Below are 21,319 nucleotides of genomic sequence, written 5' to 3'. Positions count from 1 at the left end.
GCGGACCGAGGCGTCACCGGCGGCACCGCCCGCGTCAGGGCTCGAGGTCGGTCACTCCCCGGCCGCTCGCCATGTCGAGCGGCACGGAGACCTGGTCGTGCGCGATCAACCATTCGCCGTCGGTCTTCCGGAAGCAGAAAGTGCCCCGGACCCACATGCCGCTCGTCGCGGTCCCGTTCCTCAGCGTGCCGCTGAGCCGGCCGAAGCAGTGACCGAACGCCACCTCATCGCCCACCGTGAGGGTCAGGTCGCGAACCTCGTAATCCACCTCCTGGAAGAACCCGAACACGTTGGCCCAGTTCTTCAACTTCGCGTCTATCCCCACGTGCTGCAGCGGCGGCTCGACGTCGAAGGACACGACGTCCGTCGCGTAGAGCCGCCGCAGGCCCTCGAGATCCCCGGCCCGGATCCCCTCGACGATCCTGCCGATCTGCCGCCTGATCGTGGCTTCGTCTTCCTCGCGTCGCGTGGGCATCGTCACCCATCCCTTCGATTCGGTGTGCAAGTCCGGGTTCTCACCGATACGACAGAACAGCGCCGCGAAATGTCAGGTCACGACGGGCCGGCGATCGAGTCGCACCGGCTGACCGGACCGGCTGCCGGCCCGGTCGGCCGATGCCGCAGCACGCGTCACGCCACCTTCGAGGACGGCGCGGCCCAGGTGTTGCAGGAGCCGGGGTCGCCGGACTTGAACCCGGCGCCGGCCCAGTAGGTGATCGACTTCCTGCTGCCGCCGTCCTTGCCCGCCCACCCGCGCAGGTAGTAGAGCAGGTCGTCCCAGTCCTCGGGGCCGCGGTGGAGGGACTTCCAGACGCTGTGGATGAAGGCTCCGCCGAAGCAGTAGGCCTGCAGGTTGTAGCGCCGGTTCTGCTCGGCGAGCTCGGCCTTGTTCCGGGAGTCGAGGTTGATCCAGGCCCGGTAGATGCCGGCGGAGTTCTGCACGTGCTCCCCGTAGTACGTCGCCACCAGGTTGAACAGGAAGAGGTCCCCCGGATCCTCCAGGAGCTCCTTCGAGAGCACGATCAGGAGCGTATGGGTCTCGTCACAGTAGTAGGCGTTGAAATCGTCCTTGCGCCACTTCAGGCCGCAGAACTTCGCCGGCACTTTGTCGGCGTAGGTGAGCTTCATCCGGGACCGCTTCAGGCCCGCCTCACGCAATTGGGCGGTCCAGGTGCGGTCGACACATTTGAGCACACCGGCGAGATAGCTCTTGGCCGACGCCGAGTCGTTCTTCTTCACCGGACGTTCCCGGCAGGAGGTGGTCGGCAGAGGCCCCGCCTTGTACAGGCGGTTGCCGGTGAGGGTGCTGTTCTTGATGGGGTGGGCGGCGGCAGGGGAGGAGACGGCAGGGACGAGCCCCAGCGTCACCGAACCGGCGAGCGCGATGATGGCGAGTTTCACGGACGACGAGGGTAAACCAGAGCAAAGTGCGCGCAAAAGGCTTTTAGCAATAACGATTCGCCCTTTGCGTACGATGCGGCGCATTATGGAGAGCCGTCGCTCGCCCGGCCGTGCCGCGAGACGTATTACCCGGTGCCGGGACCGGCGGCCGAAAGCGGATAAGGAGCGTGCATCATCATCAGACGCGCCGAACCGGCGGACGCCGGGGCGATCGCCGCCGTACACGTACGGTCGTGGCAGGCCGCCTACCCCGGGCTGATGCCCCAGGCCCATCTCGACGGCCTCACCCCCGCCATGCGCCTGCCGGTGTGGGAGCGGCTCCTGGGTGAGTCCCCGCGGCGTACGGAGGTCCTCGTCGCGGAGGTGGACGGCTCCGTCGCCGGATTCGCCGCGTTCGGCCCCGGCCGGGACGACGACGTCGACCCCGCCTCGGTGGCGGAGGTTTCGGCGATCTACCTGGTGCCCGAGGTGTGGGGCGCCGGGGTCGGCGGGCGGCTCATGTCCGCCGCGCTGGACGGCCTCGCCGCCGCCGGGTACGAGCAGGCCATTCTCTGGGTCGTCGAGGGGAACAGCCGGGCCCGGCGGTTCTACGAGCGCGGCGGCTGGCGCCCCGACGGGGCCGTGCAGCGGGACGAGTCGGACGGCTTTCCGCTGACCGAGGTCCGCTACCGCCGGTCCCCGCACCGTTGACGCGTCGGGCGGCCTGGTGATAGACCCTCTCCCAGCGTCGCGGTGCACCCGGCAAGGAGACCGCCGAGGGCATGGAGGCGCCGGTACAAGGGACGACCTTGACGACATCGCATGGACGCCTGAGGGCGTTCGGCAACCAGTTGATCGACGTGCACATCTGGCTCCGCGAGGAGCTCGCGGCGCTGCGCGAGGACATCGACGCCCACCTCGCCGGAGGCGCCCGCCCCCGCGAACTGCGGGCCCACTGCCTCGCCTTCTGCTCGGCGCTGGACCGCCACCACACCGGTGAGGACGACGGGGCGTTCCCCGAACTCGCCCGGCGGTTCCCCGAGCTGCGCCCGGTGCTGGAGGAACTGCGCCGCGACCACCGCCTGGTGGATGACTGCCTGCGGCGCCTTCGGGACCTGGTCGGCCGGCTGGACCAGGCGGCGGACCCGGCGGAGGTCCGCCGCGAGCTGGACAGCCTGGCCGCGCTGATGGAGACGCACTTCGTCTACGAGGAGAAGCGGATCGTCGCGGCGCTCAACGCGCTGGACGTGCCGGGCTGGGACCGCTCGCGGCCCGAGTTCCTGCGCACGGGCGAGGCGGGGCGCTGACCGGTGAGCCGGAGCGTCCCGTGCGACCGTGACGGCCGGCTCGCGGTGTCGCCTACTCGGGCTTCGTCCAGGTGAGGGAGTATCGGCGGAGCACGTGCCGGCGGTAGCGCACGCCGGGCAGCAACCGCCGTGCCGCGGCCCGCACCTGCCCGTAGCTCATCCGCGGTACGGCCACCGGCATCCCCTCGGGCTCCCGCGCGCGGCGCAGCACCTTGGTGATCCGTACGACCGGGGCGGCCGCGATCGTCGCCGCCCACTCGGCCGGGGACGCCTCACGAGCCAGCCCGACCACCACCAGCGTGCCGCCGGGCCGCAGCAGTTCGCGCATCCGGGTGAGGGCGGCGTCGAAGTCCATGTGGTGGATCGCGGACACCGAGCAGATGAAGTCGTAGCCCCTGACGAGCAGGGCGGCGGTGAGGAAGTCGCCCTCGACGAAGGTGAGCTCCGGCCGCCCGGCGGACAGCTCGCGGGCGCGGGCGATCATCTCCGGTGACCTGTCGAGGCCGGTGACGCGCTTGGCCCGGCCGGTGAGCCTCCGCGCGAGCAGGCCGTCGCCGCAGCCGACGTCCAGCGCGTCGCCGCACCCCTCCGGTACGGCGCGGAGGATGCCCGGATGCCGGGCGACGTTGGTGTTCCAGTACGGCTTCGAGCCGGCCTCGCGCATCCGGTCATGGTAGGGCGGGCGCCACGACGAAGTCCCGGAACCGGACGGCGGGGGCGGCCAGGGCGTGGTCGGTACGCCACGTGAGACCGATGGTGCGCCGGGCGGCCCCGGCCGCGATGCGGACGCCGACGGTCCCGGACTGACCGGCGAAGGGCTCGGGGACGACGGCCACGCCGAGCCCGGCCGCGACCAGGCCTTCGATGGTCGCGAGGTCCTGGCTCTCGAAGGAGACCGCGGGGGACACCCCGGCGTCGCGCAGCAGCGCGTCGACCAGGGCCCGGTAGCCGAAGCCGACCGGCGTGGTGACGAGCTCCTCGTCCGCCAGCTCCCGCAGCTCCACCTCCTTCCGGTCGCGCAGCCGGTGGCTCGGCGGCACGACGAGCACCAGCCGCTCCTCCTGCAGCGGGTGCCAGCCGAAGTCCCCCGACGGGCGCGGGGACACGATCGCGAGATCGGCGGCCCCCGTGCGCAGGTCCCGCACGATCTCGTGCGCCGGCTCCTGGCGCAACAGGATCCGCATCCGGGGCGCGTACTCGTGGAAGGAGCGCAGCAGCCGGGGGACCAGAGAGGTGGCGATGGAGTCGAGGAAGGCCAGGCGCACCACGCCGGTGTCCGGGTCGAGCAGGCTCCGGAGGTCGGCGAGGAGCTGCTCGTAGCGTGCGGTGAGGTCGCGCGCGGCCGCCACCACGACCGCCCCGTTGGGCGTCAGGTGCACGCCGTCGGGCGCGCGTTCGAACACCCGGGTGCCGAGCTCGGCCTCCACCCGGGCGAGGGCGCGGGAGAGCGTCGGCTGGCTGGTACGGAGGACGGCGGCGGTGTCGGTCACGTGCTGGTGGTCGGCGAGGGCGACCAGCCAGGACAGGTCCCGGAGCAGCATGCCCGCATCATACGCATGACGCATCGAATCCGGCCTTCCATCGCATTGGACGCATATCCCCAGGGAGTGCACAGTCGTGGGGGTGACCGCTGTTCTTGAGACCGCTGCGGTGGAAGGACACCTGCCGGGGACCACCGGGTACCGGCGCGTCGTCGTGGCGCTGTTCGCCGCCGGGGTCGCGACCTTCGCGCTGCTCTACAGCACGCAGGCGATCCTGCCCGAGCTCGCCGCGCAGTTCGGGGTGTCCACCGCGGAGAGCACGCTGAGCGTGTCGCTCACCACGCTCGGGCTCGGCGTCGCGCTGCTGGTGGCGGGTCCGCTGTCCGACGTCGTCGGACGCACCCGGCTGATCCACCTGTCGCTGACGGTGTCCGCCGTCGTCGCGGCGGCGTGCGCGCTGGCGCCCGGCTGGCCGGCGCTCATGGTCCTGCGGCTGCTCCAGGGCGTCACGCTGGCCGGGCTCCCCGCCGTCGCCACCGCCTACCTGCGCGAGGAACTGCACCCGTCCACGCACGCCCGCGCCGCCGGTCTGTACGTCGGCGGCACGGCACTCGGAGGGATGGCCGGCCGCCTCCTGACCGGCGGCGTCGCCCAGGCCGCCGGCTGGCGCTGGGCCCTGGCCGCGGCCGCCGTCCTCGGCCTCCTGTGCGCCCTGACCGTACGGGTGCTGCTTCCGGCCTCCCGGCGCTTCGTCGCGGCTCCGGCCGGCGTCCGTGCACTCCTGCGCGGGAGCCTGCGCGCGCTGTCGGACCGCGGGCTGCTGGCGTTGTACGGCATCGGCGGCTGCTCGATGGGGGCCCTGGTCGCGGTGTTCAACACCCTGGGCTTCCGGCTCGCGGGCGCGCCGTTCCACCTGGGTCTCGGCGCCGCCGGCCTGATGTTCCTCGTCTACCCTGTGGGCTCCTTCAGCTCCGCGGTCTTCGGCCGGCTGGCCGACGCCCACGGACGCCGGACCGTGACGCCGCTGGGCTGCCTGCTGGCCGTGGCCGGCGTCCTGGCCACGCTGCCGTCCTCGTTGCCGGTCGTGGTCGCCGGCCTCGCGCTCTTCACCGCGGGGTTCTTCGCCGTCCACGGGGTGGCCAGCGGATGGGTCCCGGCCCGGGCGTACGCGGGCGGGGCGTCCACGGGGCAGGCCGCCTCGCTCTACCTGTTCACCTACTACCTCGGGTCCTCCGTCTTCGGCAGCCTCGCGGGCCGCGCCTGGACGGACGCCGGGTGGTCGGGCGTCGTCGCGCTCGCCGTGCTCCTGCTCGCCGCCACCGGCGCTCTGACGCTCCTGCTGCGCAGAACCCCCGCCCTGACGAAGTGACGCTTCCGCCGTCACCGGGAGCCGTGACACGCACCCGCCCGCCGGAAGTGCCGCACGTCAACCGGTTACCTCTCCACGACCGATCTTGTCGGTGGCGGTGTCTACGATCCCGCTCATGCGCGACGATCACCAGCGAACCGTACGCCTGCAGGTCGAGGTGGAGGACTGCGGTACCGCCTACCTGGCGGACGGGGAATCCATCGAAGACGTGGAGACACCGGCCCACTCCGCCGGGATCATCGAGGTCGAGAAGAGCTGCGTCACCCTGCGCATCACCCACCAGTGGGGGCCGGCCGATTTCACCGTGACGGTCGCCGACCGGGATCCGGGGGCGGACCGAGAGGGTTATGAGGACATCGTGGAGGTCAGCTACGTGTCCGGATCGGGCCGATTGGAGTTGACCGGGTTCAGCTTCGACGAGCATGTCATGCACCCCCTGCCCGCTCTCCCGGCAGGGCCGGGGGCTTATCGCATCCGGTATCACGTCAAGGGCCTGGATTCCGAGGGCACGCAGGACGCCGCCGACGACCACTACCTGCAGATCTGGCCCGCGCCCATCGGGGATCCCGTCGTCGTCAAGACCACGACCGAAATGTATGAGTACTATCTCGACCCCGAAAAGTTCGAGCGGCGGCTCAGGGAAAGGGCCCGCTGAACATTCGGCTCGCGCCGGAGCGGTGGTCGCACATCGGCGGGCACGTGGCCGTGGATGGGCGGCCGGAGGAAATCCGGCGTAACCGAGTCGTGCTCGCCTGCCGAAATGCTACGCTGCGGGACCACTGAAGATCGTTATGGTCCGATTTGTCGAAGGAATATGTTCATGCGCCGATTACCAGCTCTCCTATCCGCTGTACTCGTCGGTTCGGCGGCGACGCTCTCCGTCCCGGCCGTGGCCGAAGCCGCCGTCCCCGATGTGGTCCGAGCCGTGCAGAACCAGCTGGCCAGGGGCGCGAGCGTCAGGTTCACAGAGTACGGAGGCGCTTTTCTCGGGGCCAGGAGCAAATATGACGGTCACCAATCCAATCCGTACCGCTTCAACGTGCTGCAGAACGGAACGCTGCTTCTCGGCAGGCGTGGCGTCGCCGCTGCGGGAATCACCCGCCAGGTGCAATTCAACCGTTATGATCTTCCGCTGGCGAAGGAACGTGCCGCCGAAGGCGATCTGGTCTCGCAGAGCCTGATCGCGCAGACTCAGCCGCATCGCTGGGTCAACACGGACGGCCGGTTCTACAGCACGGGGCGCCTGTGGACCGCGGGCCTGCCCAAGGGAAAGACCTGGGCGGCGCGCGGCAAGCGCACCGCCGGAGCCACGGCCTTCGGCGACCAGGTCGTCAACATCTTCGAGATCGCGACGCTCAGGGCGCTGATCGCTCATGCGGACAGGCGGAAGTTCAACCTGCCGAATCCCGCCGGCAAAACCCCGGACCTCAAGGTGACCGGCTTCTACGACGGCACCACCACGTTCGCCGAGCTCTACCGGCTCTCACCCACGTTCCGGGAGGTGGCGGGGAAAGGACCCGACCCCGCTTACGCGAATCTGGTCCTGAGGTGGAGCATCACCTTCGACAGGCGGGGCCTTCCCTACTTGGTCACTTCAAGCTGGACCAGCCAAGGGCAGAGAAGGCCCTTCAGCAGGAGTGGCGTCAGAACCGAAATCCAGTCGTGGGGTGCGGCCGCGACCATAACGGCACCCAAACCGTCTCAAACCGCTGCCGTCCGCGCTCCCGCCGGTGGCCTGCCGGAGTTCGACGACATGGTGGAGGTCATCAGAGAGGACGCCCGGCCGACCTTCGAGCAGTGAGACAGGGGAGCAGACCGGGGCCGTCTCGAAGCCCTCCCGAGCGGCGACGACGGCGCGCAGGCCGACCTCGCGACCACTGCCTGGCCCAACCGGCGCCGGGGGCGCAGGGTTGCCGCGCGGTTGGTCATGGGGAGGACGCGCCCGTACCGGCCGACCTGGCGCCGTCCACGACCTTGACGTCGTCTCACCCTTTCTCCTGGCCGGGCCGGAACTCTCGCACGACGTCGATGGTCCCGACGATGTGTGCGTTGAACTCGTCCAATTCCTCGGCCAGCCTTCTCGCGGACCCCTCAACCTAACCGGCCAGATCATGCATGGCACCAGAATTAGGTCGGCAGGACCGTCGAACCTGAGCACTGGTGCACGCCCTGCTTGCGAACCGGAGCCGGTCACGACGTAGAGGGCCCTCCGAGTGGGTGCGGCTCGGCCGTGTATGCCTGTGGGAGGGGACGTCCTTCGCTGCCGTACACAGTTTGCCCGCTACCGCTTCTGAACACGGTATCGCTGAAGCAGTGCCGTGATCTTCTCGCTGTTCTTGCTGCCGTTCAATTCGTTCAGAAGGTCGTCGGGGCAGAGCTCATAGAGGTCACCCCACCAGCGGCGGGCCTTGTTGTCCCAGATCCGGTAGCCGCCGGGCACGCCCCTGGCGACGTATCGTCTCCTGCTCACCCGCACAAAATAGCCCTACGCGAACGTGTGGCTCCTACACACACCCGATGCCGTCGGGGAGGAAGCGCATGCGAAAGGCCATCGTTTCGAACTCGGCTTCCGAGCACGCCGAACTGTTCACACCTCTGTTTGTCCGGTTGAACATCCTGAGAGGAACTGCCTGACGCCCAAAGTCTTTGAGTAGACGCATCGCGACGTGACATGACCGTCATCAGACCTCGATAGCTTGATCGGATGGACTATCCCGGAGAGTGACCTTGGCCGGGACAGGGGATCTATCAGGGGGTTTCCAAGAAATGGAAGGCATGACGCGCTGGCTGTGCTTGCCGATTCTTCTTGTCCTCGGCGGGTGCTCGATCACAATCCCCTCCTCGCCGCCGCCCATCCGCGCTTCGGCGCCGGCCGGCGCGGCCACACTCCCTCCTGAGATCGTCAGCAAAAAGCAGAGCGTAGTGCGCGTCTCGGGACGAGCGCCGGCGTGCTTCAAGAGGATCGAAGGGACGGGCTTCGTATACGTCCCCCAGCGGGTGGTGACGGCGGCGCACGTGGTAGCCGGCATCACCAGATCCCTCAGCGTCACCACCGACGATGGTGAGGCCTTTCCGGCACGGGTCGTCGCTTTCGATCCGAGTGTTGACGTCGCGGTCCTGTACGTACCGGATCTGTCCGCGCCCCCGCTCATCATCGCCGACGCGCCGCCCGGCAATGCTTACGCGCTCGCCTATCCGAAGGGCACAGGGCGTGAGGTGGTACAGCAGATGAAGATCGAACGACACATCTTGGCAAGCAGCCTGGACATCTACGAGAAACGCAAAGTCGACAGGAACATCCTCGAACTCTCCAGTGCCGACATCGCCCCAGGTCTCAGCGGTGCGCCACTGGTCGTTCCCGGGGGCAAGGTCGCCGGAATGTTTCTTGCAGGGTCGAGGGATGCTCCGAACCGCGGTTACGCGCTGGCCGCCGAGGAATTCAAGACCATTGTGATCGACGCGTGGGACGCCACGAGACCGGTTTCGACCCAGCGATGTAGCAAGTGATAGTGCGCCAGTGCGCCTCTCTCCGTGGTCACCCCACCCCGATCACCCATAACCCATGCGTAGGTTCGGACGTCACTTCGGAACGGAGTGCCCTCGCTTCGACTCGTCCGCGCCAGCCGTCCGGAGTGGTGTCAGCCGACCGCCGGGAGCGCCGGCGGGAGGCGGCGGCGTGCCGTGACGGCGGCGCGTGCGGCCCGGCTTCGGGCCGCCTTGAGCGCGCAATGCGGAAAGCCCGCGGCAAGGTGCAGGACCTTCCCACGGGCTTCCGATTCCACGACGTGCGGCGCACCGCGCGGTCGCCGGTTACACGTCGTAGTAGAGCTCGAACTCGTGCGGGTGCGGGCGGAGACGGATCGGGTCGACCTCGTTCTCGCGCTTGTAGGCGATCCAGGTCTCGATGAGGTCCGGCGTGAACACGCCGCCCTCGAGCAGGTAGTCGTGGTCGGCCTCGAGGGCGTCGAGCACCTTCTCCAGCGAGCCCGGCACCTGCGGGATGTTGCGGGCCTCCTCCGGCGGCAGCTCGTACAGGTCCTTGTCGACCGGCTCCGGCGGCTCGATCTTGTTGCGGATGCCGTCGATGCCGGCCATGAGCATGGCGGCGAAGGCGAAGTACGGGTTGCAGGACGGGTCCGGCACGCGGAACTCGATGCGCTTGGCCTTCGGGTTCGAGCCCGTGATCGGGATGCGGACGCAGGCCGAGCGGTTGCGCTGGGAGTAGACCAGGTTGACCGGGGCCTCGTAGCCGGGGACCAGGCGGTGGTAGGAGTTCACCGTCGGGTTGGTGAAGGCCAGCAGCGACGGGGCGTGCTTGAGCAGGCCGCCGATGTAGTAGCGGGCCATGTCCGACAGACCGGCGTACCCGACCTCGTCGTAGAACAGCGGCTCGCCGTCCTTCCAGAGCGACTGGTGGCAGTGCATGCCGGAGCCGTTGTCACCGAAGATCGGCTTGGGCATGAACGTGACCGTACGGCCCGCCTGGATGGCCGTGCTCTTGATGATGTACTTGTACAGCATCAGCTTGTCGGCCGTCTCGAGCAGCGTGCCGAACCTGAAGTCGATCTCGGCCTGGCCGGCGGTGCCCACCTCGTGGTGCTGCATCTCGGTCTCGATGCCGGCGTCGATGAGGTTGCGGACCATCTGCGAGCGCAGGTCGGTGAAGTGGTCCATCGGCGGGACCGGGAAGTAGCCGCCCTTGTACCGGGGCTTGTATCCCAGGTTGCCGCCCTCGGAGGCCTTGCCGGTGTTCCAGGCGCCCTCGATGGAGTCGATGTAGTAGTAGCCGGCGTTGGCGCGGGTCTCGAAGCGGACGTCGTCGAAGATGTAGAACTCGGCCTCGGGGCCGAAGAACACGGTGTCCGCGATGCCGGTGCCCTTGAGGTACTCCTCGGCCTTGCGGGCGACGTTGCGCGGGTCGCGGCTGTAGGCTTCGCCGGTCAGCGGGTCGTGCACGAAGAAGTTGATGTTCAGCGTCTTGTGCTGACGGAACGGGTCGAGCACGGCCGTCGTCGGGTCGGGCAGCAGGAGCATGTCCGACTCGTGGATGGCCTGGAACCCGCGGATCGACGAGCCGTCGAACATGAGGCCGTCGGTGAAGACATTCGGGCCGAAGTTCTCGGACGGGAAGGTGAAGTGGTGCGTCGTCCCCGGCAGGTCCGTGAACCTGACGTCGACGAACTGCACACCCTCGTCCCGGATGAACTTGAGGACGTCATCGGCGGAGTTGAACACTCTCGAACCTCCCAGGGGCATGGGCTAGCAACCCGAAAGTAGGCCGGTGCCGTTTCCGCCCCGTGTCTCGACTGTTTCGCGCGTGTTAAGGGAAAGCGCTACCCGGGCGGTCGCGGCGATAACGTCGGCCCGCCGTTCCCCGCTTCCCATCGTACGGCTTTCCCGCAGGTCAGGTGCCCAACGCGGCCGGACAGCGCGGTCCGCCGGAAACGCCGGAGAGGCCGGAGACGCGGTCGTAGGGATCGACGGGCTCGCCGGACGGCCGCGCTCCCTGGGGGTCGCCGGGGAATCGCGGATGCACGAAACCGTCATGCGCGTCGCAATTGGCGCCGAAGAGGGCCGAATTATCCGTGGCCAGCCAGACGACGAGCTTGCCGTCCTCCCGGTACGCGGAGAACTCGCTCCTGTGGTGCTCGACCACCCTCGCCACGACCAGGGGCGCGCCGGGGCGGCTGACCGGGTGGACGAACAGGTAGTCCGCCGTGATCGTGACGCCTCCGCCGGCCCTCTTGGCGAGCGTCGTCTCGCCGGAGACCTTCACGACGTCTCCGACCGGCTCGGCCGCGCCTGGGGCGAGGCTGAACAACCAGGACCGGGTGCCGGTGGGGCCGCCGTCGTCGAGGCGGCGCAGGAACGCCTCGCGTTGCCGGGGATGCAGCAGGCGGGCGAACGCCTCCGGGCGCTCGCCCCGCACCGTGGCCGGGTCGAGGTGCGCGGCCGACAGCAGCCGCCGTACGCGCAGCAGGGCCCGGCCGACCTCCTCCTCGGTGAGCCCGCCGATCGCCTGCGCCGCGGGCATGACCAGTCCCTGCTCGCCGTCGGCGTACCCGGTGGCGGGGGTGCCGGCGAAGGGGCCGGCGGACGGCGCCGGGACCGGCCCGTGGTCGAACAGGCCCTCCTCGCCGTCCGGGATCGGCGTGAGCACGGGCCCGGGCCGGGCGACCACCGGGCCGGAGACGACCACGTCCTCACCGCCTCCGGCGGACGGGCGGACGACGCCGAGCCTTTCCAGGACGTCGGGCCGCAGGACGACGACGAGTCCCAGAAGCACGACCAGGCCCGCGATCACCGCCAGCGCGGCCGGACGGCGCCGCCGTGCCGGCGAGAACGCGGCGGTCCCGGCCGCGGCGGTCATCCGCCGGATCTCGTCCTCGTCGAACTGCGCGACCAGCGCCTCGAAGCGCGCGTCGATGTCATCGGGGTCCGCCGGCCGCACGGTTCCCTCCAAAACGCTCAGGTCGGAAGCGACTCACCATACCGGGATTTCATGCGATGGCCTGCCCATGATCTCCGGCTTCGCGGCCGGACGCCAGACCGGTGACCCTCCCCGATACGCTGGGAAACCATGAGTGACCGGCAGCCGCGTTGGACGCAGACCTGGCTCGGGGGCCCGCGGGCCGCCGGGGTGGACCTGGGCTACCCGGGGGAGCGCCTCGGCCTGCCCGAGCAGGGTCCCGGGGCGGTCGCCGGGTGGGGGCGCAGGATCGGCGCCGTCGTCGTCGACTGGCTGGTGTGCACCTGGGCCATCGCCGGGGGCCTGCTGCGCGTGCAGGGCAACGACCTCGGCGCGGTCGGCCTCGGGGTCTTCGCCGCGGAGTACGTCCTGCTCCTCGGCACGATCGGCATGACACTGGGGATGCGCCTGTTCGGCATCCGCGTGGCCGGGCTCGACGGCGGGCGGCCGCGCCTCCTCGGCGTGCTGGTCCGCACGCTGCTGCTGTGCCTCGCCGTGCCCGCGCTGATCTGGGACCGCGACCGGCGCGGCCTGCACGACCGTGCGGCCGGCACGGTCGTGGTCAACCTCTGACATCGCGGCAGGCCCCGGTCAGGGTTCGACGAGGCCGGCGCGGATGGCGTAACGGGTCAGTTCGAGCCGGTCGCGCATGCCGAGCTTCTGCAGGATGTTCGCGCGGTGCCTGTCCACGGTCTTCACGCTGATGAAGAGCGTCTCCGCGATCTCCTTGGCCGAGTTGCCCTCGGCGATGAGCTTGACGATCTCCTCCTCCCGCGGCGTCAGGATGCTGTCCGGCATGCGCTCGCCCTGCCGGGCACGCTGGAGGTAGTCGCGGATGAGGGCGGTGACCGCGCCCGGGTAGAGGAAGGGCTCCCCGCGCATCGCCGCCCGGCAGGCCTCCAGGAGGTCCTGGTCGGCGACCGACTTGAGCACGTAGCCCGACGCGCCGGCCTTGAGCGCCTCGAAGAAGTACTGCTCGTTGTCGTACATCGACAGGATCAGTATCCGGACGTGGGGCGCGAGCCGTGAGATCTCGCGCGCCGCCTGGATCCCGGTCATCCGGGGCATCGCGATGTCGAGGATGGCGAGGTCGATCTCCGCCGCTCGGACGGCCTCGACCGCCTCGGCGCCGTCGGCGGCCTCGGCGACCACCTCGAGATCGGGCTCCGCGTCGAGGATCAGCCGCAGCCCGCGCCGGACCAGCGCGTGGTCGTCGGCCAGCAGGATGCGGGTTCTGGGGGTTCCCACGGATCAGCTCTCCTTCACCGCGTGTGGGGGTACGACCAGACGTACGTCGGTGCCGCCGCCGGGCGGGGAGTCGACGGTCAGCCGGGCGCCGATGAGAAGGGCGCGCTCGCGCATGCCGCGGATCCCGGCGCCCTCCTTGTGGACGCCCCCGCGCCCGTCGTCGGCGATGCGCAGCGTGAGCTGTCCCTTTTTCTGCGTCAGTGACAGCTCCGCGTGGCGGGCCCGCGAGTGCCTGGCCACGTTCGTCAACCCCTCCTGCGCGATCCGGTAGAGGACGAGTTCGACCTCGCCGCTGAGAGCGGGCAGGGCGGGGTCCACCTCACGGGTGATCGCGATCCCGCTCGCCTGCGAGAAATCGCTGCTCAGCGCGCTCAGCGCACTGTGCAGGCCGAGGTCCTCCAGGACTCCGGGCCGCAGCCGTCTGGCGACCTGCCGTACCTCGTCCAGGCTGGCCCGGACCGTCTCCTGCGCGGAGCACAGCTCCTCCCGGAGCTCCTCGGGCGCCCGGTCGACGACGCGCTTGAGCGACAGCAGGGCCACCGTGAGGCTCTGGCCGATCTCGTCGTGCAGCTCGCGTGCGATCCTGCGCCGTTCCCCCTCCTGCGCGGCCAGCGCGTACGCGCTGCTGGCGCTGCGCTCGGCTTCGAGACGTTCGAGCATCTCGTTGAACGTGGCGATCAGCTGGGCGAGATCGCCGTTGCCGCTGTCGGTGAGCCGGTCGCCGCCCCTCAGCAGGTCGACCCGCCGCATGAGGGTGGTGAGGGCGCCGAGTGGGGCCAGGCTCTTGCGGATCAGCAGCGCGTTGGCCGTGATGATCAGGGCCAGCCCCACGGTCAGGACCGGGACCTCGGCGAGCAGGACCGGTGAGGACACCGTGGCGGGGGAGAGCGCGAGCACGAACGTCCCGACGGTGAAGACCAGCCCGTTGATCGCGAACAGCCGCCAGAACAGGGCGCGGGCCGGGTGCCGCGCCCGGGCCGCCGCTCGGCCGGTCTGGGGGTCGGTGCGCTCGTTCACGGCTCACAGCCTGCTCGTTCTCGTACGCCGCTGTCCATGCGGGCTGCCCCCCATCGCGCGGGCCTGTCTACATGTCATACCTCTCCCGATATGGGTGCCGCACCCGATGGTGGTGGCCCGCGCCGTCTCGAAGACTGGAGCCACAGGAGACGACGGGACGGAGAGGGGGCGCGATGACGCCGGCGGGCCTCGGTTCCCAGGCGCCGCTCGCCGCGTGGGCGGTCGCGGCCGGAGTGCTGCTGGTCGTGTCGGCCGTCGCCGCGCTCCGCGTCGTCAAGGAGGGAGAACGACTGGTGGTGTTCCGATTCGGCTGCCTCGCCGCGGTCAAGGAGCCCGGCCTCGCCGCCGTGCTGCCGGGTGCCGACCGCGCCGTACGCGTCCCGCTGGGCCCGGCTCTTCTCGATTTGCTGTGGCTCGACGCCGTGACCGCGGACGGCGTCGCGGTGACCGTGAACGGCACCGGGCTGGCGTCCGTGCGGGATCCGGCCGCGTACGCCCTGGACCCCGGCCTGTCGGAACCGGCCACCCTCGCGGCCACGGAGGCGGAGATCCGCGCCCACGTCGCGGAGCGCGACCTGGTGGAGCTGGCGCAGCCGACCGGGGAGAGCCTGCGCGACCTGTCGGCGAGGATCAGCCGCCGCACCCGCGAGTGGGGCGTCGAGGTGGCCGTCATCGACCTGCACCGCGTCGAGGTGCGGCTCAAGGCCGACCTCGTCCGCTGGGCCGAGGGCTACGCGGCCCGTGCGGAACAGGCCCGTGTGGAACAGGCCCGTGTGGAACAGGCCCGTGTGGAACAGGCCCGTGTGGAACAGGCCCGTGTGGAACAGGCCCGTGTGGAACAGGCGCGGAACGGGACCTGATCCCGGCCCTGTCACCGATCGGAGGTAGCTGAGATGGACGTGACCCGCGCCACCCTGCCCGGCGTCGCGACCGTGGTGCACCAGTGCGTCACCCGCGACGGGCAGCGCTTCGGCGTGCTCGTGGAGAAGTCCGGCCGTCGCCGGCTTCTCGTCTACGACTCCGCGGAGCCCGACACGCCGCTGCAGGCGATCACCCTGGACCAGCGCGAGGCCGACCAGCTCGCCGACATCCTGCACAGCAGGCCCGTCCTCGATCGGCTCGCCCATCTGGAACGCCGCTTCGCCGAGTTCGTGGAGGCGGCCCGATGACCACGACCGAAACCGTCCGCCTCCCCGATCGATGTGATGCCCTGATGCAAGCGCGCGATGTCGTTGTGAACCTGCCGACGGTGACCGTCCACGACTCCGTCGCCCGGGCCGTACGGATCATGGTGCTGAACCGGATGCCCGGGTTGATCGTCGTGGACGACGGGGGACGGCCGGGATGGGTGCTTCCCGGCACGCAGGTCCTGCGTCTCGCGGTTCCCGGCGCCTACCAGGAGGACCCGGCGCTCGCCCGGGCCATCGACGAGGCCCACGCCGACCGTTTCTGGCAGGAACTGGCCGGCATAACGGTGGGAGACTGCCTGCCGTCCCAGCCGCCCAGGCCGGTGACGGTGTCCCTCGACGCGACCCTGCTCGAAGTGGCCGCCCTCATGACGCGGCTGCGCAGTCCCATCGCCGCGGTCGTCGGCCCCGACGGCACCCTGGCCGGGGCGATCACTTTGGAGCGGCTGCTCACCAGCCTGGCGCTCGTCCCGCCGGGTGAGTGACCGCCGCGAACACGTCGCGGGCCGCCCCGCACCCTCAGTCCGGCGCTCCGAGTGACCGCCACAGGTGAGTCGCGGGCCGCCCGTTCTCTTCGGCCGCGGATCGCGTCGCGTCCGTTCGCGTCGCGTTCTGCGGCATTTCCCTGATCCGGAGGTCTGATCATTCACCGCTTCACCATGCCGTCGTCGCGGCGCCGTCCCATCCGCACGCCGTGCCGGAACTCCGCCCGCCGTACGCTCGTCGCCGGACCCCCGGGGCGCCGCACGTGAGCGCGGTCGTCTCCTTCTCGATCTTCCTGGCGGCCTTCGTCTTCATCGCGTCGGAGAAGGTGCACAAGGTCAAGGTGGTCCTCGTCGCCGCCGGCGCGATGGCCGTCCTGGGGCTGATCCCCGGCGACGAGGTGTTCTTCTCCGAGACCGCGGGCATCGACTGGAACGTCGTCTTCCTGCTGCTCGGCATGATGATCATTGTCGGGATCGTCAAGCAGACGGGGGTCTTCGACTACCTCGCCATCTGGGCGGCGAAGAAATCCAAGGGCCGGCCGTACCGGCTCATGGTCATGCTGATGGTCATCACCGCGGTCGCCTCGCCGTTCCTGGACAACGTCACGACGATCATGCTCGTCGCACCGGTCACCGTGGTGGTCTGCGACCGGCTCCGCGTCCCGGCCCAGCCGTACCTCATCGCCGAGGTCCTCGCGTCCAACATCGGCGGGGCGGCGACACTCATCGGCGACCCGCCCAACATCATCATCGGCAGCCGCGCCGGGCTGACGTTCAACGACTTCCTGATCCACATGGCGCCGATCGTGGTCGTCATCTTCGTGGTGTTCGTGCTGCTGACCCGGGTGCTCTTCCGCACGTCGTTCCGCTACGACCCCGAGCGGGTCGAGGCGGTGATGGCGCTGCAGGAACGGCGGGCGATCACCGACCCGCGCCTGCTCGTGCGGTGCATGATCGTGCTCGGCGGGGTGGTCGCCGGATTCTGCCTGCACGCCGTGGTGCACGTGGAGCCGTCGATCGTCGCCCTGGTGGGCGCCGGGGTGATGCTGCTGGTGTCCCGCACCGACGTGTCCGACGTCCTGCGTGAGGTCGAGTGGAGCACGCTGGTCTTCTTCATGGGCCTGTTCGTTATGGTCGCCGGGCTGGTGAACACCGGTGTCATCGCGACGATCGGCGGCTGGGCCGTCGGCGCGCTCGGTGACGACTACTTCCTCGCGGCCACGGCGCTGCTGTTCGGCTCCGGCGTGCTCGGCGCGTTCTTCGACAACATCCCCTACGTCGCCACGATGGTGCCCGTCGTCGAGGAGATGGTCGCCCAGGCCCCCGACGCGCAGACAGGGCAGGCGCTGTGGTGGTCCTTCGCCCTGGGGGCCGACTTCAGCGGCAACGGCACCGCGGTGGCGGCCAGCGCCAACGTCGTCGCCATCGGCATCGCCGCCCGCACCGGCCACCGCATCGGCTTCTGGCAGTTCACCAGGTACGGCATCCTCGTCACCGCGCTGAGCATCACGATGGCCTGGGTGTACGTCTGGCTGCGTTACTTCGCCTGACGCATGCGAGCGGGCCGGGGAACACGAAGCCGCCCTTCGCCGGGTCCTACGACGCGGCCCGCACGCACTGGAAGATCGCTGTGCCGGGCAGCAGGCGCCCGCGCAGCGGACTCCAGCCGCCCCACGTGCGGTCGTGACCCGGCGGCCACTCCGGCTCGGTCAGCCCGGTCAGCACGAGGCCGGAGGCGGCGATCAGGCCCACCCAGTCGCCCATCGTCCGGTGGTGCTCCACGTACGACGGCTCGCCGTCGTCGCCGAACTCCACGTACGGCGAGCGGTCGAAGTAGGGGCGGTCGGCGGTCAGGCCGCGCGGGCCCGGATCGTCGGGGAAGGCCCACCGGACGGGGTGGCTGACGGAGAACACGAACCGGCCGCCCGGCCGCAGCACGCGCCGCACCTCGGCCAGCACCGCCCCGGCGTCGGCCACGAACGGCAGCGCGCCGTAGGCCGAGCACGCGAGGTCGAACGACCGGTCGGCGAACGGCAGTGTCTCGGCGTCGGCCTGGACGACGGGCAGGGTCACCCCGGCGGACATGTCGATCCGCCGGGAGTGCTGCAACTGCCGGTAGGACAGGTCGACGGCGGCGACCGCCGCGCCGCGCCCCAGCAGCCACCGGCCGCACTGGCCGGCGCCGCAGCCGATCTCCAGGACCCGGCGCCCCGTCACGTCGCCCAGCAGCCGGGCGTCGGCCTCGTCCAGCCCCTCGGGGCACCACACGAAGCCGTCGTCGCGCAGGAAGCCGCCGTGCTCGGCCTGGTACTCGTCGGCCGCGCCGTCCCACCAGCCCCGGTTGGCCCGGGAGGTCTGCGACCGGGAGACCGGCCGCCTGCCCACGAGATCCAACGCCGTCAGCGCATCTTCGGGCCGCGCGGCATCCGGGCGCCCTTGGGAATGGGGCCCTTCGGCAGCGGCATGGCCGGGGTGAGCGCGCGCATCCGGTTGTTGACCTCGGACACCGCGCCCTTCTTCAGGTTGCGGGGCAGCTTCATCACGTGCCGCTGCAGCTTGGCCAGGGGGACCTGGCCCTCCGCGTCACCGCACTGGATGTCGTAGACGGGCACGTCGACCGCGACCCGCTGCACGCGCTTCTTCTCCGCGACGAGCATGCGCTGCACCCGGCTGGGCGGGCCCTCGGAGACGAGGATGACCCCCGGATATCCGACGACCCGGAAGACGAGGTCCTGGTCGCGGTTGACCGCGACCGGCTTCTCCTCGACGTACCAGGTGCCGCGCAGGCTCTGCAGGATCGCGTACGTCGCCCCCGGCTGGCCGTGGAGCAACGAGTACTGCGACCGCTGCGCGAAGCGGCTGAAGACGATCATCCCGACCAGGACGGCGGCGAAGACGCCGAACACGATCCACGTCCAGCCGAAGATCACGCCAAGGACGATGAACAGGACGAGCGTGCCCAGAGCCGACGCGTAGACGATCGGCATACCCTTGGGGTTCGCCTGCTGAATGATCTGTGCGACCATCCGGAGCTGCTTGAGGCGCCCCGGAGACGCTGCGTCTTTCGCCATGGTGTGAAGGATACAAACGTCGAGCTGACTTAATGAAAACGAGACTCGCCAACGCGGGCGGCGACGGCCTGCTGGTAGAGGCGGCCGGCCCGGTAGGACGAGCGCACGAGCGGGCCGGACATGACGCCGGCGAAGCCGATCTCCTCGGCCTCCTGCTGGAGTTCCACGAACTCCTCGGGCTTGACCCAGCGGTCCACCGGGTGGTGACGCGGGGTCGGACGCAGGTACTGCGTGATCGTCACCAGGTCGCAGCCGGCCTCGTGGAGGTCGCGCAGCGCCTGGGTGATCTCCTCGCGCTCCTCGCCCATGCCGAGGATGAGGTTCGACTTGGTGACGAGGCCCGCCTCGCGGGCCATGGTGATGACCCCAAGGGAGCGCTCGTAGCGGAACGCCGGCCGGATCCGCTTGAAGATCCGGGGCACGGTCTCGATGTTGTGCGCGAAGACCTCGGGCCTGCTGGAGAAGACCTCCTCGAGCTGGCCGCGGTCGCCGTTGAAGTCCGGCACCAGCAGCTCGACGCCGCAGCCGGGGACCGCCTCGTGGATCTGCCGGGCGGTCTCCGCGTACAGCCAGGAGCCGCCGTCGGGCAGGTCGTCACGGGCGACGCCGGTCACCGTGGCGTAGCGCAGGCCCATCTGGCGCACCGACTCGGCGACGCGGCGCGGCTCGTCCCTGTCGTACTCGGCGGGCTTGCCCGTGTCGATCTGGCAGAAGTCGCAGCGCCGCGTGCACTGGTCGCCGCCGATGAGGAAGGTCGCCTCGCGGTCCTCCCAGCACTCGGAGATGTTGGGACAGCCCGCCTCCTGGCACACCGTGTGCAGCCCGGCGCCCTTGACCAACGACTTGATCTCGTTGAAGTTGGGGCCGTTGCGCAGCCGCGTCTTGATCCACGGCGGCTTCTTCTCGATGGGGGTCTGGCTGTTGCGCACCTCCAGGCGGAGGAGCTTTCGGCCTTCAGGAGCGACGGTCATGCGACATCCTTCGCAGCACTCCGCGGCAGCGGTCCGCGGGCCCGGGGTCCGAGCGGGGGCACGGGGCCCGGCGCCGTACGCGGGCCTGCGTGCCTGTCGGAACGCTCGTTCACGAACCCAGCTTATTACCTGCCTTCAGGTGATCCGGGACAGCTCCCGGACCGTGCGGGCGAGGTGACGCGACAGCTCGGCGTCGATCCGGTCCGACTCGCCCGGGCCGAGGCCCACCGTGCCGTCCTCGACGCCGGCCGATTCGAGCAGGACGGCCCGCAGTGCCGTCGGCGGCTCCGGCTGCCGGCTCGTCTGCTCGGCGAGGGAGTCCTGCCTGCGCGCGGCCACGAGGCCGGGGGAGGCGTCCCTGGAGAGCACGGCGCGGCGGATCTCCTCGGCCGTCTCCCCGCGCCTGGCGGCCGCCATGACGGGGGTGAGGCGGCTTTCCGCCGTGGTGAGGGCGTCGACGTACTCGGCGACGGCCCGCGACGAGACGGCGCGGGCCGCGACCTGGTCGGCGTAGTAGACGGCGTGCTGCGACTGGGCGGAGACGAGCCGGCGCAGCACGAGTTCGGCGAGGAACAGGGGCCACACCAGCACCCAGCCGGTGATCTTGCCGATCGCCTGTGACGCCATCCTGCCCCCCGGGACGGTGCTCCTCGCATCGAGCAGGGGATCGCCGAAGTCGCGGTACCGGTCCACCCGCACGCCCGTCAGCGCGTGCCGCCATTCCCCCGTGGTGGCGAGCGCCGACGGGGCGAGCAGGCCCCGGCCGGGGTCGCCGCTGACGTCGCGCGCGAGCTCCGCGCCGAGCATGCCGGCCCGCTCGCGCGGCGTCAGGGTGAGCAGCAGCGGGAGGCCGACGAGCAACACGGGCCGCCGTCGCAGCCCGGGCCGCAGGCAGGCGCACTGGAAGAGGCGGTCGTGGACGTAGATCGCGGCGGGCGGCGCCGCCCCGGCCGCGCCGGCGATCCGGTCGGCCGCCTCGAACAGGGCCGGCGCCTCGGCCCTGGTGACCTCCTCGGCGCCGTCCGGGAGCCGGACCGTCCGGGGTCTGGTCCAGATCGCGATGGCGATGGGCACGCTGCCGCACAGCCAGCCGATCACGTTGCCTTTCCAGCCGACGATGATGAGGACGCCGCCGGCCAGGATGGCGGCAGTCACCGCGTGGACGACGGCCGACACGGCGCTGGTGAGCAGCCGGGCGGCCGGGCCGGGCCGGTCCAGCCGCCGGCCCCGGAGCCGGAGGAACCGTCTCCTGGCGTCACGGGGAAGCGGGTCGGTGCGCAGCTCGCCGGGGGGTGCGGAGGCGTCCATTCCGCGAGTATCGCCGAGGCCGCCGT

Annotated in this window: 24 protein-coding genes; 11 read left to right on the top strand and 13 right to left on the bottom strand. The window is 70.4% G+C overall.

The genetic code is table 11. The annotated features are described in order from the left end of the window. Window positions 1–34: 34 nt before the first annotated feature. The gene (locus AAH991_RS11595) at window positions 35–475 is read right to left on the bottom strand and encodes a YybH family protein (protein WP_346225771.1); all 441 of its coding nucleotides are present in this window, start codon (window positions 473–475) and stop codon (window positions 35–37) included. Window positions 476–630: 155 nt separating this feature from the next. After that, on the bottom strand, window positions 631–1,401 hold the full coding sequence (locus tag AAH991_RS11590) for a neutral zinc metallopeptidase (RefSeq protein ID WP_346225770.1): 771 nt from the start codon (window positions 1,399–1,401) through the stop codon (window positions 631–633). A gap of 258 nt (window positions 1,402–1,659) precedes the next feature. Between AAH991_RS11590 and AAH991_RS11585 the strand changes: the two genes are divergently transcribed. Together AAH991_RS11585 and AAH991_RS11580 are read left to right on the top strand one after the other, a co-directional pair. After that, window positions 1,660–2,091 (top strand): GNAT family N-acetyltransferase, encoded by a 432-nt coding sequence (locus AAH991_RS11585; protein WP_346225769.1) that lies wholly within the window; start codon window positions 1,660–1,662, stop codon window positions 2,089–2,091. Between the two features lie 98 nt (window positions 2,092–2,189). Further along, a complete protein-coding gene (locus AAH991_RS11580) occupies window positions 2,190–2,687 on the top strand; it encodes a hemerythrin domain-containing protein (RefSeq protein ID WP_346225768.1) in 498 nt (165 codons plus the stop codon). 52 nt (window positions 2,688–2,739) lie between these two features. On the opposite strand, the gene AAH991_RS11575 is transcribed toward AAH991_RS11580, so the two are convergent. Both AAH991_RS11575 and AAH991_RS11570 read right to left on the bottom strand, forming a co-directional pair. Further along, window positions 2,740–3,351 carry a class I SAM-dependent methyltransferase gene (locus AAH991_RS11575; protein WP_346225767.1) on the bottom strand — a complete coding sequence of 204 codons (612 nt, stop codon included), beginning with the start codon at window positions 3,349–3,351 and terminating at the stop codon, window positions 2,740–2,742. 4 nt (window positions 3,352–3,355) lie between these two features. Further along, window positions 3,356–4,228, bottom strand: coding sequence for a LysR family transcriptional regulator (locus AAH991_RS11570; protein WP_346225766.1), 873 nt, complete (start codon window positions 4,226–4,228; stop codon window positions 3,356–3,358). An 82-nt stretch (window positions 4,229–4,310) separates the two neighbouring features. Between AAH991_RS11570 and AAH991_RS11565 the strand changes: the two genes are divergently transcribed. From AAH991_RS11565 to AAH991_RS11555, 3 genes are all read left to right on the top strand, one after another. Beyond that, the gene (locus AAH991_RS11565; protein ID WP_346225765.1) at window positions 4,311–5,537 is read left to right on the top strand and encodes an MFS transporter; all 1,227 of its coding nucleotides are present in this window, start codon (window positions 4,311–4,313) and stop codon (window positions 5,535–5,537) included. Window positions 5,538–5,652: 115 nt separating this feature from the next. Further along, on the top strand, window positions 5,653–6,192 hold the full coding sequence (locus AAH991_RS11560; protein ID WP_346225764.1) for a hypothetical protein: 540 nt from the start codon (window positions 5,653–5,655) through the stop codon (window positions 6,190–6,192). Window positions 6,193–6,462: 270 nt separating this feature from the next. After that, complete coding sequence (locus AAH991_RS11555) at window positions 6,463–7,338, top strand: hypothetical protein (protein ID WP_346225763.1); 876 nt, start codon at window positions 6,463–6,465, stop codon at window positions 7,336–7,338. A 480-nt stretch (window positions 7,339–7,818) separates the two neighbouring features. Here AAH991_RS11555 and AAH991_RS11550 read toward each other — a convergent pair whose 3' ends face one another. Next, window positions 7,819–8,007: a hypothetical protein gene (locus tag AAH991_RS11550; protein ID WP_346225762.1), complete on the bottom strand. Its 189-nt coding sequence runs from the start codon at window positions 8,005–8,007 to the stop codon at window positions 7,819–7,821. Between the two features lie 305 nt (window positions 8,008–8,312). Between AAH991_RS11550 and AAH991_RS11545 the strand changes: the two genes are divergently transcribed. Further along, window positions 8,313–9,044, top strand: a complete 732-nt coding sequence (locus AAH991_RS11545) for a trypsin-like peptidase domain-containing protein (protein ID WP_346225761.1) — start codon at window positions 8,313–8,315, stop codon at window positions 9,042–9,044. 303 nt (window positions 9,045–9,347) lie between these two features. On the opposite strand, the gene glnA is transcribed toward AAH991_RS11545, so the two are convergent. Beyond that, window positions 9,348–10,772, bottom strand: coding sequence for a type I glutamate--ammonia ligase (glnA, locus tag AAH991_RS11540; protein ID WP_346225760.1), 1,425 nt, complete (start codon window positions 10,770–10,772; stop codon window positions 9,348–9,350). A gap of 169 nt (window positions 10,773–10,941) precedes the next feature. Beyond that, entirely contained in the window at window positions 10,942–11,988 is a 1,047-nt protein-coding gene (locus tag AAH991_RS11535) for a hypothetical protein (RefSeq protein WP_346225759.1), read from the bottom strand. A 129-nt stretch (window positions 11,989–12,117) separates the two neighbouring features. Between AAH991_RS11535 and AAH991_RS11530 the strand changes: the two genes are divergently transcribed. Beyond that, window positions 12,118–12,579, top strand: a complete 462-nt coding sequence (locus tag AAH991_RS11530; protein WP_346225758.1) for an RDD family protein — start codon at window positions 12,118–12,120, stop codon at window positions 12,577–12,579. A gap of 18 nt (window positions 12,580–12,597) precedes the next feature. On the opposite strand, the gene AAH991_RS11525 is transcribed toward AAH991_RS11530, so the two are convergent. Both AAH991_RS11525 and AAH991_RS11520 read right to left on the bottom strand, forming a co-directional pair. Then, window positions 12,598–13,254, bottom strand: coding sequence for a response regulator (locus tag AAH991_RS11525; RefSeq protein ID WP_346225757.1), 657 nt, complete (start codon window positions 13,252–13,254; stop codon window positions 12,598–12,600). Between the two features lie 3 nt (window positions 13,255–13,257). Continuing rightward, window positions 13,258–14,271, bottom strand: coding sequence for a HAMP domain-containing sensor histidine kinase (locus tag AAH991_RS11520; protein ID WP_346225756.1), 1,014 nt, complete (start codon window positions 14,269–14,271; stop codon window positions 13,258–13,260). A 173-nt stretch (window positions 14,272–14,444) separates the two neighbouring features. On the opposite strand from AAH991_RS11520, the gene AAH991_RS11515 reads away from it, so the two are divergent. The 4 genes from AAH991_RS11515 to AAH991_RS11500 all read left to right on the top strand — a co-directional run bounded on the left by AAH991_RS11515 (window position 14,445) and on the right by AAH991_RS11500 (window position 17,493). Next, entirely contained in the window at window positions 14,445–15,131 is a 687-nt protein-coding gene (locus tag AAH991_RS11515; RefSeq protein WP_346225755.1) for an SPFH domain-containing protein, read from the top strand. 33 nt (window positions 15,132–15,164) lie between these two features. Further along, window positions 15,165–15,440, top strand: coding sequence for a cation:proton antiporter regulatory subunit (locus tag AAH991_RS11510; RefSeq protein WP_346225754.1), 276 nt, complete (start codon window positions 15,165–15,167; stop codon window positions 15,438–15,440). A 44-nt stretch (window positions 15,441–15,484) separates the two neighbouring features. Then, a complete protein-coding gene (locus AAH991_RS11505) occupies window positions 15,485–15,943 on the top strand; it encodes a CBS domain-containing protein (RefSeq protein ID WP_346225753.1) in 459 nt (152 codons plus the stop codon). Window positions 15,944–16,206: 263 nt separating this feature from the next. After that, the gene (locus tag AAH991_RS11500) at window positions 16,207–17,493 is read left to right on the top strand and encodes an ArsB/NhaD family transporter (RefSeq protein ID WP_346225752.1); all 1,287 of its coding nucleotides are present in this window, start codon (window positions 16,207–16,209) and stop codon (window positions 17,491–17,493) included. A 46-nt stretch (window positions 17,494–17,539) separates the two neighbouring features. On the opposite strand, the gene AAH991_RS11495 is transcribed toward AAH991_RS11500, so the two are convergent. From AAH991_RS11495 to AAH991_RS11480, 4 genes are all read right to left on the bottom strand, one after another. After that, window positions 17,540–18,337, bottom strand: coding sequence for a class I SAM-dependent methyltransferase (locus AAH991_RS11495; RefSeq protein ID WP_346225751.1), 798 nt, complete (start codon window positions 18,335–18,337; stop codon window positions 17,540–17,542). Window positions 18,338–18,342: 5 nt separating this feature from the next. Then, entirely contained in the window at window positions 18,343–19,014 is a 672-nt protein-coding gene (locus AAH991_RS11490; protein WP_346225750.1) for a DUF4191 domain-containing protein, read from the bottom strand. 29 nt (window positions 19,015–19,043) lie between these two features. After that, window positions 19,044–19,985 (bottom strand): lipoyl synthase, encoded by a 942-nt coding sequence (gene lipA / locus AAH991_RS11485; RefSeq protein ID WP_346225749.1) that lies wholly within the window; start codon window positions 19,983–19,985, stop codon window positions 19,044–19,046. Between the two features lie 135 nt (window positions 19,986–20,120). Continuing rightward, a complete protein-coding gene (locus AAH991_RS11480) occupies window positions 20,121–21,293 on the bottom strand; it encodes a hypothetical protein (RefSeq protein WP_346225748.1) in 1,173 nt (390 codons plus the stop codon). Between the last annotated feature and the right edge of the window lie 26 nt (window positions 21,294–21,319).

This window comes from Microbispora sp. ZYX-F-249 (assembly GCF_039649665.1).
Classification (GTDB): domain Bacteria; phylum Actinomycetota; class Actinomycetes; order Streptosporangiales; family Streptosporangiaceae; genus Microbispora; species Microbispora maris.
The sequence above is the reverse complement of the archived record's forward strand: the minus strand, read 5'-3'. Positions and strand labels throughout refer to the sequence as shown.

Coding starts and splice junctions, on each gene's coding strand:
- AAH991_RS11515 (WP_346225755.1), top strand. CDS start 14,445: ATGACGCCGGCGGGCCTCGGTTCCCAGGCGCCGCTCGCCGCGTGGGCG.
- AAH991_RS11490 (WP_346225750.1), bottom strand. CDS start 19,014: ATGGCGAAAGACGCAGCGTCTCCGGGGCGCCTCAAGCAGCTCCGGATG.
- AAH991_RS11575 (WP_346225767.1), bottom strand. CDS start 3,351: ATGCGCGAGGCCGGCTCGAAGCCGTACTGGAACACCAACGTCGCCCGG.
- AAH991_RS11595 (WP_346225771.1), bottom strand. CDS start 475: ATGCCCACGCGACGCGAGGAAGACGAAGCCACGATCAGGCGGCAGATC.
- AAH991_RS11560 (WP_346225764.1), top strand. CDS start 5,653: ATGCGCGACGATCACCAGCGAACCGTACGCCTGCAGGTCGAGGTGGAG.
- AAH991_RS11530 (WP_346225758.1), top strand. CDS start 12,118: ATGAGTGACCGGCAGCCGCGTTGGACGCAGACCTGGCTCGGGGGCCCG.
- AAH991_RS11510 (WP_346225754.1), top strand. CDS start 15,165: ATGGACGTGACCCGCGCCACCCTGCCCGGCGTCGCGACCGTGGTGCAC.
- AAH991_RS11585 (WP_346225769.1), top strand. CDS start 1,660: ATGCCCCAGGCCCATCTCGACGGCCTCACCCCCGCCATGCGCCTGCCG.
- AAH991_RS11505 (WP_346225753.1), top strand. CDS start 15,485: ATGCAAGCGCGCGATGTCGTTGTGAACCTGCCGACGGTGACCGTCCAC.
- AAH991_RS11480 (WP_346225748.1), bottom strand. CDS start 21,293: ATGGACGCCTCCGCACCCCCCGGCGAGCTGCGCACCGACCCGCTTCCC.
- lipA (WP_346225749.1), bottom strand. CDS start 19,985: ATGACCGTCGCTCCTGAAGGCCGAAAGCTCCTCCGCCTGGAGGTGCGC.
- AAH991_RS11545 (WP_346225761.1), top strand. CDS start 8,313: ATGACGCGCTGGCTGTGCTTGCCGATTCTTCTTGTCCTCGGCGGGTGC.
- AAH991_RS11570 (WP_346225766.1), bottom strand. CDS start 4,228: ATGCTGCTCCGGGACCTGTCCTGGCTGGTCGCCCTCGCCGACCACCAG.